11 protein-coding genes are annotated in these 13,689 nt (G+C 60.8%); 7 read left to right on the top strand and 4 right to left on the bottom strand.

Annotation, left to right across the window (positions count from 1 at the left end; genetic code table 11):
• Positions 1–171 precede the first annotated feature (171 nt).
• Complete coding sequence (gene dprA / locus CJF39_RS19610; protein WP_094994933.1) at positions 172–1,278, top strand: DNA-processing protein DprA; 1,107 nt, start codon at positions 172–174, stop codon at positions 1,276–1,278.
• 36 nt (positions 1,279–1,314) lie between these two features.
• Positions 1,315–1,872 (top strand): L-threonylcarbamoyladenylate synthase, encoded by a 558-nt coding sequence (locus CJF39_RS19605; protein WP_094994932.1) that lies wholly within the window; start codon positions 1,315–1,317, stop codon positions 1,870–1,872.
• 63 nt (positions 1,873–1,935) lie between these two features.
• On the opposite strand, the gene CJF39_RS19600 is transcribed toward CJF39_RS19605, so the two are convergent.
• Positions 1,936–2,913, bottom strand: coding sequence for an NADPH:quinone reductase (locus CJF39_RS19600; protein ID WP_094994931.1), 978 nt, complete (start codon positions 2,911–2,913; stop codon positions 1,936–1,938).
• 161 nt (positions 2,914–3,074) lie between these two features.
• On the opposite strand from CJF39_RS19600, the gene hemF reads away from it, so the two are divergent.
• The 5 genes from hemF to CJF39_RS19575 all read left to right on the top strand — a co-directional run bounded on the left by hemF (position 3,075) and on the right by CJF39_RS19575 (position 8,160).
• Positions 3,075–3,989 (top strand): oxygen-dependent coproporphyrinogen oxidase, encoded by a 915-nt coding sequence (gene hemF, locus CJF39_RS19595; protein ID WP_094994930.1) that lies wholly within the window; start codon positions 3,075–3,077, stop codon positions 3,987–3,989.
• Positions 3,990–4,011: 22 nt separating this feature from the next.
• Positions 4,012–4,833 (top strand): shikimate dehydrogenase, encoded by an 822-nt coding sequence (aroE, locus tag CJF39_RS19590; RefSeq protein ID WP_094994929.1) that lies wholly within the window; start codon positions 4,012–4,014, stop codon positions 4,831–4,833.
• A 38-nt stretch (positions 4,834–4,871) separates the two neighbouring features.
• Entirely contained in the window at positions 4,872–5,198 is a 327-nt protein-coding gene (locus CJF39_RS19585) for a DOPA 4,5-dioxygenase family protein (protein WP_094994928.1), read from the top strand.
• A 321-nt stretch (positions 5,199–5,519) separates the two neighbouring features.
• Entirely contained in the window at positions 5,520–7,520 is a 2,001-nt protein-coding gene (betT, locus tag CJF39_RS19580; protein ID WP_094994927.1) for a choline transporter BetT, read from the top strand.
• Between the two features lie 382 nt (positions 7,521–7,902).
• Positions 7,903–8,160, top strand: a complete 258-nt coding sequence (locus tag CJF39_RS19575) for a hypothetical protein (RefSeq protein ID WP_094994926.1) — start codon at positions 7,903–7,905, stop codon at positions 8,158–8,160.
• Between the two features lie 103 nt (positions 8,161–8,263).
• Here CJF39_RS19575 and CJF39_RS19570 read toward each other — a convergent pair whose 3' ends face one another.
• From CJF39_RS19570 to CJF39_RS19560, 3 genes are read right to left on the bottom strand one after another with little or no spacing between them, the layout of a single operon-like run.
• Positions 8,264–11,326 carry an efflux RND transporter permease subunit gene (locus CJF39_RS19570; RefSeq protein WP_094994925.1) on the bottom strand — a complete coding sequence of 1,021 codons (3,063 nt, stop codon included), beginning with the start codon at positions 11,324–11,326 and terminating at the stop codon, positions 8,264–8,266.
• Complete coding sequence (locus CJF39_RS19565) at positions 11,323–12,390, bottom strand: efflux RND transporter periplasmic adaptor subunit (protein ID WP_094994924.1); 1,068 nt, start codon at positions 12,388–12,390, stop codon at positions 11,323–11,325. Before CJF39_RS19565 ends, CJF39_RS19570 begins: the two co-directional genes overlap by 4 nt.
• The gene (locus CJF39_RS19560; RefSeq protein ID WP_094994923.1) at positions 12,387–13,478 is read right to left on the bottom strand and encodes an efflux RND transporter periplasmic adaptor subunit; all 1,092 of its coding nucleotides are present in this window, start codon (positions 13,476–13,478) and stop codon (positions 12,387–12,389) included. Before CJF39_RS19560 ends, CJF39_RS19565 begins: the two co-directional genes overlap by 4 nt.
• Positions 13,479–13,689: the final 211 nt, after the last annotated feature.

Below are 13,689 nucleotides of genomic sequence, written 5' to 3'. Positions count from 1 at the left end.
CTTCGGTGTCTGGCTGAATCGTTCTACTAAGGTGGGGGATGCGCCCTGTATTTCAAGGGTATCGACACACCCCGCCACCCCGGTGGGTGAATTTCCCGAACAACTTGTTAACAGAGTTATCCACAGGTTGTTGACTTCGTAACGCTGCTGAAACAGATCAAGGATGATCCTATGTCGCTGTCTGAATGTTCGCGTATTTCCCCGGCCGAGCTGGAAGCGCGTTTGCGCCTGCATCGCTTGCCCGAAGTAGGACCTCGTCGTTATTACACCCTGTTCAATGCCTTTGGCTCAGCCAGCTCGGCGCTGAGTGCGCCTGCCAGTGCGTGGCGGGCGTTGGGCTTGCCGTCGGTCTGCGCACAAGCCCGGCGCAGTGTTGAGGTGCGCGACGGCGCAAGCGCTGCATTGCGCTGGCTTGAGGGCTGCAACCAGCACGTGCTGCTCCACGACCAGCCCGATTACCCGGCGTTACTGGCTGAACTCAGCGACGCGCCGCCCCTGTTGTTCGTGGCAGGTGAGCCGTCGATTTTGGAAAAACCCCAGTTGGCAATGGTCGGCAGCCGACGCGCTTCGCGGCCGGGACTGGACACCGCCAGCGCTTTTTCGCGCGCCTTGGCAGGCGCCGGATTTGTCATTACCAGTGGTCTGGCGCTGGGGATTGATGGCGCCGCACATCAAGCCGCGCTGGACATCGGCGGTCAGACGGTGGGGGTGCTCGGCACCGGGTTGCAAAAACTTTATCCACAGCGACATCGTGCTCTGGCCGACGCCATGATTGCGAGCGGCAGTGCCGTTGTTTCAGAGTTCCCGCTGGACGCCGGGCCACACGCCAGCAACTTCCCGCGGCGCATTCGCATTATCAGCGGTCTATCCCTAGGCGTATTGGTCGTTGAAGCCAGTGTGGCCAGTGGCTCGCTGATTACTGCGCGTCTTGCCGCCGAGCAGGGACGAGAGGTGTACGCCATGCCCGGTTCCATCCACCATCCTGGCGCACGGGGCTGTCATCAATTGATCCGCGACGGGGCTACGCTGGTGGAAACCGTCGAGCACATTCTGGAAGGGTTACGCGGCTGGCGCTCAATGGCGGTGCCAACCGGTGAATTGTTTACGCCAAGTTGTCATCCGCTTGTGCAATTGTTGCAGGCTTCGCCTTACACCAGCGAAGGACTGGCCAGTGCCAGCGGCTGGGCGTTGCCTGCACTGCTCGCCGCCCTGACCGAACTGGAGCTTGAAGGCCGCGTCGTCCTGGAGGGTGGACGTTGGTTTGCTCGCGCCAGCTAAGTACACTTGCGCACAGCACATATCTGGAGACATTCAATGATCAGCACCTGGCGCGTACAGCAAGCCGCAACCGCCATTCGCGCGGGCGCGGTGATTGCCTATCCCACCGAAGCTGTCTGGGGTTTGGGTTGCGACCCATGGGATGAGGACGCGGTAGAACGGCTGCTGGCCATCAAGTCGAGGCCTGTGGATAAAGGCCTGATTTTGGTTGCCGACAATATTCATCAGTTCGACTTCCTGTTTGAAGACTTCCCGCAGGACTGGCTCGACCGCATGGCCAGCACCTGGCCGGGGCCGAACACCTGGCTGGTGCCGCATCAGGGCTTGTTGCCCGAGTGGATCACTGGCGTGCACGACACCGTGGCGTTGCGCGTGAGCGATCACCCGCTGGTGCGCGAACTGTGTTCATTGGTAGGGCCTGTCGTATCGACGTCAGCCAACCCGGCGGGTTTGCCGGCTGCGCGCACGCGACTGAAGGTGGAGCAGTACTTCCGTGGGCAAATTGACCATGTGTTGGGTGGCAACCTGGGCGGGCGTAAGAATCCGAGCCTGATTCGCGATCTGGCGACCGGCAACGTGGTTCGCCCGGCCTGATTCAAATCGGGGCCGCTGTCGCAGGCTGCGAGGCCTTCGGCAGCGGCAATCGGTTGTTTGAACTCAAGGCACCAGAATGGTCGAGCCGGTTGTGCGGCGCGCTGAGAGTTCGGTTTGTGCCTGAGCGGCATCCTTCAAGGCAAAGCGCTGGCTGATGTCCACCACAATATTGTCGCTGCGGATCATGTCGAACAGCTCGTCCGCCATTTTCTGCAGGTTTTCAGGGGTATTGGCGTAGGACGCCAGTGTTGGCCGGGTCACATACAACGAGCCCTTCTGCGACAAAATCCCCAAATTCACCCCCGTCACGGCACCCGACGCGTTACCGAAGCTGACCATCAAGCCACGCAGTGACAGGCAGTCCAGGGACGTCAGCCAGGTATCTTTACCGACACCGTCATAGACCACGGGGCATTTCTTACCGTCGGTCAGTTCCAGCACGCGTTGGGCCACATCTTCGTGGCTGTAGTCGATGGTTGCCCACGCACCCAGCTTTTTGGCCAATGCCGCTTTTTTCGGAGAACTGACCGTGCCGATCAGCTGTACGCCCAGCGCCTTGGCCCATTGGCAGGCAATCGAACCCACGCCACCGGCTGCCGCGTGGAACAGAATGGTTTCGCCACCCTTGAGTTCATAGGTCTGACGCAACAAGTACTGCACCGTCAGGCCTTTCAGCATTACGGCGGCGGCCTCTTCGCACGAAATGTCGTCGGGCAGCTTCACCACATTTGCGGCGGGTAATACGTGCAACTCGCTGTAAGCCCCCAGCGGGCCGGTGCCGTAGGCCACGCGGTCGCCAACGTTAACGTTGCGTACGTCGCTGCCGATGGCATCCACCACCCCTGCCCCTTCGTTGCCCAGCCCGGATGGCAGCTCGGGCAGCGGGTACAAACCGCCGCGGTAATAGGTGTCGATGAAATTAAGACCGATGGCCTCATTGCGCACCCGCACCTGCTGCGGGCCCGGCTCGGCGGGGGAGTAGTCAACAAACTCAAGCACTTCAGGGCCGCCGTGGGCCCGAAACTGAATACGTTTAGCCATCTGCACTGTCCTCGCTGGGTTCACGAAGGCTACATCCAACGCTTAAGCGTGATCTTCGTCAACTGCGAGGAGGCGGGACGCGGTGTTATGCTAGCGGCCCTTTGCCGCCGGCCCCGCTCTGACGAAGTGCCGCGTAGCTTTGACCTATTCAAGGTGATGTCATGACTACCCGCACCGAGGCTGTGAAAGCCTATCTGCTCGACCTTCAAGACCGTATTTGCAACGCTCTGGAAACCGAAGACGGCGGCACGCGCTTCGTTGAAGACGCCTGGCAGCGTCCGGCAGGTGGCGGCGGTCGTACACGCGTGATCGAAAACGGCCACGTGATCGAAAAAGGCGGCGTCAACTTTTCCCACGTCTTCGGCAGCGGTTTGCCGCCGTCCGCCAGCGCGCATCGCCCTGAACTGGCGGGCCGCGGTTTTGAGGCGCTGGGCGTGTCGCTGGTGATCCACCCGCACAACCCGCATGTGCCGACTTCCCACGCCAACGTGCGCTTTTTCATCGCTGAAAAAGAAGGGGAAGAGCCGGTGTGGTGGTTTGGTGGTGGTTTCGACCTCACGCCCTACTACGCCGTCGAAGAAGACTGCGTGCACTGGCACCGCATTGCCGAGCAGGCCTGCGCGCCGTTTGGCGCCGAGGTGTACCCGCGTTACAAAGCCTGGTGCGACACCTACTTCCACATCAAGCACCGCAACGAGCCGCGTGGCATTGGCGGTCTGTTTTTTGATGACCTGAACGAATGGGATTTCGACACCTGTTTCGCCTTCATTCGTGCCATCGGCGACGCGTACATCGACGCCTACCTGCCGATCGTTCAGCGCCGCAAGGCGGCTGAATACACAGCGCAGCAGCGCGAGTTTCAAGAGTTTCGCCGTGGCCGCTACGTCGAGTTCAATCTGGTCTACGATCGTGGCACCTTGTTCGGCTTGCAGTCCGGTGGCCGTACCGAGTCGATCCTGATGTCATTGCCGCCGCAGGTGCGCTGGGGCTACGACTGGAAAGCCGAGCCCGGCAGCCCGGAAGCGCGCCTGACCGACTACTTCCTGCAAGACCGAGACTGGCTGGCCAACGCCTGACATTGCCTGAGGAATTTGCCTGATGGACCGTTACGTCGTTTTTGGTAACCCGATTGCCCATAGCAAATCGCCGGTGTTGCACCGCTTGTTTGCCGAGCAAACCGGGCAGGCCATGCAGTACGACACCCTGCTGGCGCCGCTGGATGATTTTCAGGGCTGCGCCACCGCGTTCTTCAAAGAAGGTCGCGGGGCGAATGTGACCGTGCCCTTCAAGGAGCAGGCTTACCAACTGGCCAGCCAACTGAGTGCCCGTGCGCAACGAGCCGGCGCGGTGAACACCCTGAGCAAACTGGCTGATGGCAGTTTGCTGGGCGATAACACCGACGGCGCCGGGCTGGTGCGTGATTTGACGGTCAATGCGGGTTTCAGCCTCAAGGGCAAACGCATCCTCATCCTCGGCGCCGGTGGCGCGGTGCGTGGCGCACTGGAGCCGATTCTGGCGCAAGGCCCGGCCTCAGTGACCATCGCCAACCGCACGGTCGAGAAAGCCGAAGGGCTGGCCGAACTGTTCAGCGACCTTGGCCCCGTGGCGGCCAGTGGGTTTGACTGGTTGCGCGAACCGGTGGATCTGATCATCAACGCGACATCGGCCAGCCTGGCCGGTGAAGTCCCGCCCATTGCCAGCAGCCTGATCGAGCCGGGCAACACCCTGTGCTACGACATGATGTATGGCAAAGAGCCGACGCCGTTTTGCGCGTGGGCCGTCGAACAGGGTGCAGGCCAAGTCATGGACGGGTTAGGGATGCTGGCCGAACAGGCGGCAGAAGCCTTCTTTGTATGGCGCGGCGTGCGCCCCGACACCGCCCCCGCACTGGCTCAATTGCGCAGGTTGCTGGCGCTGTAAAGCGCCCCCACCCTTGCCATTGTCTTCAAGAGGCACTCATGCAACGCATCAAGGGCTACCACGCCCACCTCTATTTTGACGCCACGACCCTCGACCAGGCGCGTGCACTTGCCGAAGAAGCCACGCGCCTTTTCAAGCTGCACATGGGCCGCGTCCACGAAAAACCGGTCGGCCCGCACCCCGACTGGAGCTGCCAGTTGGCATTTGGCCCGGAGTTGATCGGCGTGGTCTTGCCGTGGCTGGCGCTGCATCGCAATGGGCTGGTGGTGTTTCTGCACCCTGAGACGGGAGACGACCTGCTGGACCACACCGAACATGCGATCTGGATGGGGGCGATTCGGCCGCTGGATTTGTCTGTTTTTTGATCAAATGCGCGGGGGGAAGAATTTTTTCTGAATTTTTTTCATCGCTGAAAATCCCTCTTTTTCATCAGTGCCCTCTTCGCGCTGAAAGCCCCTTGTGACAACGGCTGAACGTTGATCATGGCCATGTGTCATACCTTGCCATGCGCTAACGTATTAGACGTGAAGCCGTGGGCAGCGATTAGTTCTAAAAGGCCATCCATGTTTAACTTGAATACGTGTTCAACTTAAAACGGTGGTCCGCTGCCCGCTCACAACAGGAGGCTTACCTTTGCCGAATCCGCTCTTTTTGCTCTCGTTTTACCTCTATAAGGTGCACATCCAATGAGTGTACCCCTGACGTCTGAGACGTCTTCCATTCGCATGAACCCGCCGGTTTTTTACTTCGCGGCGATCTTTATTCTGATCTTTGGGGTGGTGGTGATTGCCATGCCCGCAGCGGCCGGTGAATGGCTGCTGGCAGCACAAAACTGGGCGGCCAATACGGTCGGCTGGTACTACATGCTAGCGATGACCCTGTATCTGATCTTCGTGGTCGTCACCGCCTTGTCCGGCTACGGCAAGATCAAGCTCGGTGCCGACCACGACGAACCTGAGTTCAGTTACCTGTCCTGGGCGGGCATGCTCTTTGCCGCCGGGATCAGCATCACGCTATTTTTCTTCTGCGTGTCCGAACCCCTGACGCACATGCTCAACCCGCCGCAAGGCCCTGCCGGTAACGCCGAGGCGGCGCGTCAGGGTATGCAGTTGCTGTTCTTGCACTGGGGCCTGCACGGCTGGGGTGTGTTTGCCTTTGTCGGTATGGCACTGGCGTACTTTGCGTACCGCCACAACCTGCCGCTGGCGCTGCGCTCGGCGCTTTACCCGCTGATCGGCAAGCGCATCAATGGCCCGATCGGGTATGCCGTGGATGGTTTCGGCATCATCGCCACGGTGTTCGGTTTGGGCGCTGATATGGGCTTTGGGGTGTTGCACCTCAATTCTGGCCTCGACTACCTGTTCGGCATGCCGCACACCCAATGGGTGCAGGTGGGCCTGATTACGCTGATGATGGGCGCTGCCATTTTGGTGGCAATTGCCGGCGTCGATAAAGGCGTGCGGGTGATGTCCGATATAAACATGCTGCTGGCCTGCGCGCTGCTGCTGTTTGTGCTATTTGCCGGGCCGACCCAGCATTTGCTCAACACCCTGGTGCAAAACATCGGTGACTACCTCGGCTCGCTGCCGACCAAGAGTTTCGACGTGTACGCCTACGACAAGCCAAGCGACTGGCTGGGTGGCTGGACCGTCTTCTATTGGGCCTGGTGGATCGCATGGTCGCCGTTTGTGGGCCTGTTCATTGCGCGTATCTCCCGTGGCCGGACCATCCGTGAGTTCGTGTTTGGCGTGCTGCTGATCCCGCTTGGCTTTACCCTGGCCTGGATGTCGATCTTCGGCAACAGCGCCATCGACCAAGTGCTCAACCATGGCATGGTTGCCCTTGGCCAGTCGGCCATCGACGACCCGTCGCGCACCCTGTACCTGCTGCTGGAAACCTACCCGTGGAGCAAAACCGTGATCGCCGTGACGGTGTTCATCAGTTTTGTGTTCTTCGTGACCTCGGCCGACTCCGGCACGGTGGTGCTGTCCACCCTCTCGGCCCGTGGCGGCAACCCTGACGAAGACGGCCCGAAATGGCTGCGCGTGTTCTGGGGGGCGATGACCGCGCTGGTCACCAGTGCGCTGTTGTTCTCCGGCAGCATCGATGCGCTGAAATCGGCAGTGGTGCTGACCTCGTTGCCGTTCTCGTTGATTCTGTTGCTGATGATGTGGGGCCTGCACAAGGCGTTCTATCTGGAGTCGCAGAAGAAGATCGCGCAAATGCACTCGCTGGCACCGGTCTCGGCTTCGCGCCGCGGGCGTGGCGGCTGGCGTCAGCGCTTGAGCCAGGCCGTGCACTTCCCGTCACGCGACGAGGTGTACCGCTTTATGGACACCACGGTGCGGCCAGCGATTGAAGAAGTAAGCGCCGTGTTCCTTGAGAAAGGGCTTAACGTCGTCACCCAGCCTGACCCGGCCAACGACAACGTGAGCCTGGAAATCGGCCACGGTGACGAACACCCGTTCGTGTACCAGGTGCAGATGCGCGGCTACTTCACCCCATCGTTCGCCCGTGGCGGCATGGGCCCCAAAGAGCTGCGTAACCGCCGTTACTACCGGGCCGAAGTGCACTTGAGTGAAGGCAGCCAGGACTACGACCTGACCGGCTACACCAAAGAGCAAATCATCAACGACATCCTCGACCAGTACGAGCGCCATATGCAGTTCTTGCACCTGGTGCGTTGATCGAGACAAGCCCGCCCGCAATGGGCGGGCTTGTGGTTGGGGCCGCGCTTGACCTCGGCCGGTTCTACGGACCTTTCCCTGACTGTTGTGGGATCAGGCTTGCTCGCGTTTGCCCCCATTGTGATGGCCGTTACGGGCTGCCTATAGTCCGCGCCGTCGCTGAATTTTCAGCGTCCGGGCGTGCAAGCCCGATTATTGGATTTCAACTTGTCATATCGCTTGGTAGGCTCCGCGCCTACACCTGCGTTATGGCAGTTGTGCGGGGGAGATCTTAGGGTCTGCCGGGTCCCAATAACCGGTCTTGCACACCCGCGCACAGCTGCCACCCTCTTTCTGCGTGCAAGCTGATTGAAGTGGCTCCTCACCCTATTGGAGCTTCGCCATGTCGCACTTTCTTCCGCAAACCGACAACCCTGTCGGCTCCGACGTTCTTCTGATTGATACCCGCGCCTCTGTCTCTGCCCTGCTCTGTTGTGCCGAGCAGCGCTTTCAGGCGGCCAAGAATTTGTTACGTAGTTTGTCCCACTTAAGCGCCGCCAGCAGTGCCCAGCAGGAATTGAACGCGGTGTGTGAGGCGACTGCGCTGTTGTTGCAGGAAGGCTGCGATGTGCTGGGGGTCGTGGTGTTGCGGTCGGACTGAAAGCCCGCGCTCACGCACCCTCTCCCGGCGGGAGAGGGTTGGGATGAGGGGCTTTTGCAGGCGGGCCTCTCTTTAGCCCTCCCGCATACGCCCCCTGCCTCGATTATTTGGCGACCGGGCTGGGTTCCTTCGACTCCTTGATTTTGTACCAGGCCACGTACAGCGCGGGCAGGAACAGCAAGGTCAGCAAGGTGGCAGAGATGATGCCGCCAATCATGGCGTAGGCCATCGGCCCCCAGAACACTTCGCGGGCAATCGGGATCATGCCCAGGCTGGCGGCCGCAGCAGTCAGCAAGATCGGCCGACGACGGTGTTCAGTCGCTTGCACCACGGCGTGCCACGGGTCGTAGCCGTCGCGCTCGAACTGGTCGATCTGCGTCACCAGAATCACCGAGTTACGAATAATGATGCCCACCAGCGCCAGAATCCCCAGGATCGCCACAAAGCCCATAGGCGTTCCGGTCGGCACCAGCGCCAGCACCACGCCGATCAGCCCCAGTGGCGCGACACTGGCCACCAGAAACATCTTCTGCACGCTCTGCAACTGGATCATCAAAAAGGTCGCCATCAAAAACAGCATCAACGGCACCACGTGCGCGATCGGGCCTTGCGCCTTGGCGCTTTGCTCCACTGTGCCACCGGTTTGCAGCGTGTAGCCACGGGGCAGCTCTGCCGCAAATTTGTCGATAGCCGGCTTGAGGTCCGCCACCAGATCGGTCGGTTGCATGCTGCCGCGCACCGACGCTTTGAGGGTCAGGGTCGGGATGCGGTCGCGGCTCCAGATCAGCGGTTGCTCCAGTTCATACCGCACGGAGGCAAAGGCCAGCAATGGAATGGAGGTGCCGCTCGGGGTGGTGATTTGCAGGTTGAGCAGGGTTTCCGGGGAGTCCCGCTCGGTGCCCACCGCCCGGCCGACAATGTTGATCAGGTAAATGTCGTCTTTGACCTGACTGACCGCCGCGCCGCTGACGATGCTGTTCATCACGCGGGCCACGTCTTCGGACGAGAGGCCGTACTGGCGGGCTTTGTCCTGAGCAATGTCGATGCGCAGGACTTTGCCCGGTTCGTTCCAGTTGAAGTTGATTTCACCGACGTTCGGGTTGGCATCGAGCACCGTGGCCAGATCAATCGCGTGTTTGCGCACCTGATCGATGTTCGGGCCACTGACGCGGTATTGCAGCGGCTGACCCACTGGCGGCCCCAGCTCAAGGGTGTGCACGAACGTGCCGACGCCCACAAAGTCGTCGCGCAGGCGTTTCTCCAGGCGAGCCATCAGCACATCGCGGCTCTCAAGCCCGGTGCTGACGATCACCAGTTGGGCAAAAAACGGGTTTTGCAGTTGCTGGTCCAGCGGCAGGTAGAAACGGATCGCACCCTCGCCGATGTAACTGCTCCAGCGCACGATGTCCGGGTCGCCCTTGAGGGTGTCCTCAAAGCGCTGAGTGACCTTGAGGGTTTCAGCGATGGAGGCGTTTTGCGGCAGGTTCAGGTCCACCAGAATTTCAGGTCGGTCTGACGACGGGAAGAACTGGTTTTGTACCAGGCCCAGGCCGAACACCGACAGCACGAACATCAGCACAGTCGCGCCAATGGTGAGCCACCGATGGCGCATGCACCACAGCAGGCCCGTATCAAACGCATGGGCCAGACGCCCTGGCTTCTCGGGCTTGGGTTTGACCTTGGCGCTGAGGATATGCACGCCCAGCACCGGCGCGAACAACACGGCCACCACCCACGAGACCAGCATCGCGACGGCTATCACCGCGAACAGGGTGAAGGTGTACTCCCCGGCCGAGCTGTTGTTGAGCCCGATAGGCACGAAACCGGCGACCGTCACCAACGTGCCGGTGAGCATCGGGAAAGCCGTGGAGTGGTAGGCAAACGTGGCCGCTTGCTCCTTGCTTTCTCCCATTTCGAGCCGCGTAATCATGACCTCCACGGTAATCATGGCGTCATCCACCAGCAGGCCAAGGGCGATGATCAGCGCACCCAGCGACACCCGCTGCATGGCGATGCCGGTGAACTCCATGAACACAAACACCAGCGCCAGCACCAGCGGGATCGAGATGGCCACCACCAGTCCGGCGCGCAGGCCGAGGCTGATAAAACTCACCCCCAGCACGATAATCACCGCTTCGAACAGCGCACTGGTGAAGCCGCCCACGGCCACTTCAACCACTTGGGCCTGGTCCGACACCATGTGCACGTCCACCCCCAGCGGCAGTTCGGCGGTCAGGTCGTCGATGCGTTGTTGCAGTTCCTGCCCGAACGCCTGAATGTTGCCGCCATCGTTCATGGCGATGGCCAGGCCGATGGCCGGTTTACCGTTGTAGTGGAACATCGGTGAAGCAGGGTCAACATAACCCCGGGTGATTTCGGCAATGTCTGCCAGGCGATAGAACCGGTCATTGACCCGCAGGTTGACGGCTTCGAGGTCTTCAGTGGTGTGGAATTGCCCGGAGGTGCGCACCGACATGCGCTCCGGCCCCGCTTCGATCACCCCGGCGGGGGTCACGGCGTTTTGTGCTTGCAGGCTTTGCAGCACCTGCTGCTGATCCAGCCCCAGCGCAGCGAGTTTGCGGGTCGAGAAATTCAGGTAAAACGTCTCATCCTGCTCGCCAATGGTCATCACCTTGCCGCGATTGGGCACGTCGCGAATCCCGGTGCGCACATGCTCCACGTAATCGCGCAGTTGGCGCATGGTGAAGCCGTCGCCGGTAAAGGCGTAAATGGTGCCGTACACATCACCGAACTCGTCGTCGAACCCCGGGCCTTGAATGCCTTGGGGGAAGTCGCCGCGAATGTCGTCGATTTTCTTGCGCACCTGGTACCAGATCTGCGGAATCGCCTTGGCCTCGGTGGTGTCCTTGAGGAACACGAACACCGTGGATTCACCGGGGCGGGTGTAGCTTTGCACGTAGTCCAGCGAGTCGAGTTCTTCGAGTTTTTTCTCGATCCGGTCCGTGACCTGCAGCATGGTTTCATCGACCGTGGCGCCCGGCCAGCGAGTCTGAATCACCATGGTCTTGATGGCGAAGCTGGGGTCTTCGGCGCGCCCCAGGTTCATGTACGAAAAGATCCCGGCAAGGACCGCGACGAACATCAAATACCAGACAAACGACTGATGCTTCAGGGCCCACTCGGACAGGTTGAACTTCCCATTCATTGCGAGCTTTCCTTATCCAGTCTGACGTTCTGTCCGGGCGTGAGGCTGTTCACCCCGGCAATGACCACTTTGTCGCCGCTCTTGAGGCCGCCGCTCAGCAGCGCCGTGTGCGCGTTACGGCGCAGCACGGTGACCTCATGCGGGCTGACAGTGTGCGAGGGCGTGTCGATGATCCACACGCGGGTTTTGCCGTCGGTTTCTTGCAGGGCGGTGACGGGCAGCTCGAAATGCTCGGCAATCGGACTGCTGACGGTCACGCTGACCGAGCTGCCCAGGCGAAACGCGGGCGGCGTCTGGTCCAGCGTCAGCCGGGTACGCCGGGTGCGGGTGGCGCTGTCGGCCTGCGGGGCGATTTCCCGCACATGGGCGGTGGTTTTCACGTTGGGATCAAGCTGCCCCGCCACTTGGAATTCGATGCCTTTGGGCAACGCCTCGGCCAATGGCCCCGGCAGGTCAATCACGGCTTCCTTGATTTCGGGGCGGGCCAGCGTGACGACCTCTTCACCGATACTGACCACTTGGCCAGCTTCGGCTTTCCAGTCGGTGATGACGGCGTCATGGTCGGCGCGCAGGTTGCAATAACTGAGCTGGTCTTGCGCCTGGTTGACCGCCGCCACGGCCTGTTGCATCGAAGCCGCCGTGGTTTTCAGGTCAGCCTGGGCAGTATCGAGTTGCGCCTGGGCGCCGACACCGCGGTTGAACAGCTCTTGCTGACGACGGGCATTGGCTTGTGCGTTGATGAGCTGCGCCTGCGCTTTGGCCAGGTCGCCTTGCGCGGCGCGCAGTTGGTTTTGCTGATCGGTCGGGTCGAGGTTGGCCAGAATATCGCCCTGTTTCACCACGGCGCCGACGTCGTAATAACGCCGCACAATGCGCCCCGGCACGCGAAAGCCCAAGGTGCTTTCGTAACGCGCTTCGATATTGCCGGCGAAGCGGCCGAAGTGTTCTGTCAGCTGAGGCTCAGCCACCACGTACAGCGCAGGGCGAACCGGTTCCGGGGCTTTCTCTTCGGAGCAACCGACCAGCAGGGCGGCGGCCAATGGCACGATCCAGAAGGGCTTCATAGCTCAATACCTCCGGCCGGGACGGGGGCAATCTCGACCTGCATGCCGGGGTGCAACAATTGGCCGCCTGCGACCACGACGTTCTCTCCGTCCTTGAGGCCTTCGTTGATGATGACGCTGCCGGTCAGATAACGCCCGACTTTCACCCGTTGCAGGCGCACGCTGTTGTTGTCGTCCACCAGCCACACAGCGGGTTCGCTGACGTCTTTGGTCAGTGCCGACCAGGGCAGTTCGATGCTGCGGCTGGGCGGCGGGGTCAGGTTGACGCTGACGATCGAGCCTAAATCCATGCCCTTGGGCAGTTCATCGAGCTGCACCTTGATTTGCAGGGTGCCGCTTTGCGCCGCCACGGTGGGGGTGATTTCCCGAATCTGGCCTTTGACCTTGATCTGCGGATTGCTGAGCAACGTGACCTGCACGGTCGGGTCCTTGGGCGGCTCGATGAACAGGGACTCGTAAACGTTGAACACTGCATCCCGAGCGCCGTCGCGGGCCAATGTGAAAATCGGCATGGTGGCTTGCACCACCTGCCCCACTTCGGCCTGTCGCGCCGTAATGACACCCGGTGCTTCGGCTTCGAGGTTGCTGTAACTCAACTGTTCGCGGGCATTGGCCAACTGCGCCTGAGCAGCGGTCAGAGCACTTTGTGCGCTGAGTTGTGCGGCGTTGGCGGCATCGTATTCGCTTTGGCTGGTATAGCCCTTTGGCAGCAGTTTTTGCTGACGGATAAACGCGGCGCGGGTTTGCACCACTTGCGCCTGCTGGGCATTCACGCTGGCCTGCGCCGTGGCGACCTGGATTTTCAAATCTTTGGGGTCCAGGCGCGCCAGCACTTGATGGGCCTGAATATGATCGCCGACGTCTACGCTACGCTCGATAATTTTGCCGCCCACGCGGAAAGAAAGCTGGGTTTCGACCCGCGCCTGAATGTCTCCGCTGAGTTGAATCGGGGGCGCAAATTCGCGCGTGCTCACCTGCTGTACATACACCCGTGGCGACAGAGGCGCTTTGGGGGCTTCTTTACCGCACGCGGTCAGCAATACCACCAGGCTGACGCCCAACATACCCATACTTCGAGGACCAGCCATGCAGGCTCCTTTGCGTGATGCTGATTTAGCTGACGATACGACTGACAGCGTAGAACAGGGTTCAGTGTCTGTCGGACTCTATGTGCGGTGACAGGTAATCATGTCTGTTTCTTTGTAAGAAGTCGCCCATATGAAAGCCACAGGCGTTGGTCAATTAGCGCGTTATCCCTCAAAGGGAGCAGGCGATGGGGTGGGTCGTTCGAAGGGGGGC

It is taken from the genome of Pseudomonas lundensis, assembly GCF_002269125.1.
Lineage (GTDB): Bacteria > Pseudomonadota > Gammaproteobacteria > Pseudomonadales > Pseudomonadaceae > Aquipseudomonas > Aquipseudomonas lundensis_A.
The sequence above is the reverse complement of the archived record's forward strand: the minus strand, read 5'-3'. Positions and strand labels throughout refer to the sequence as shown.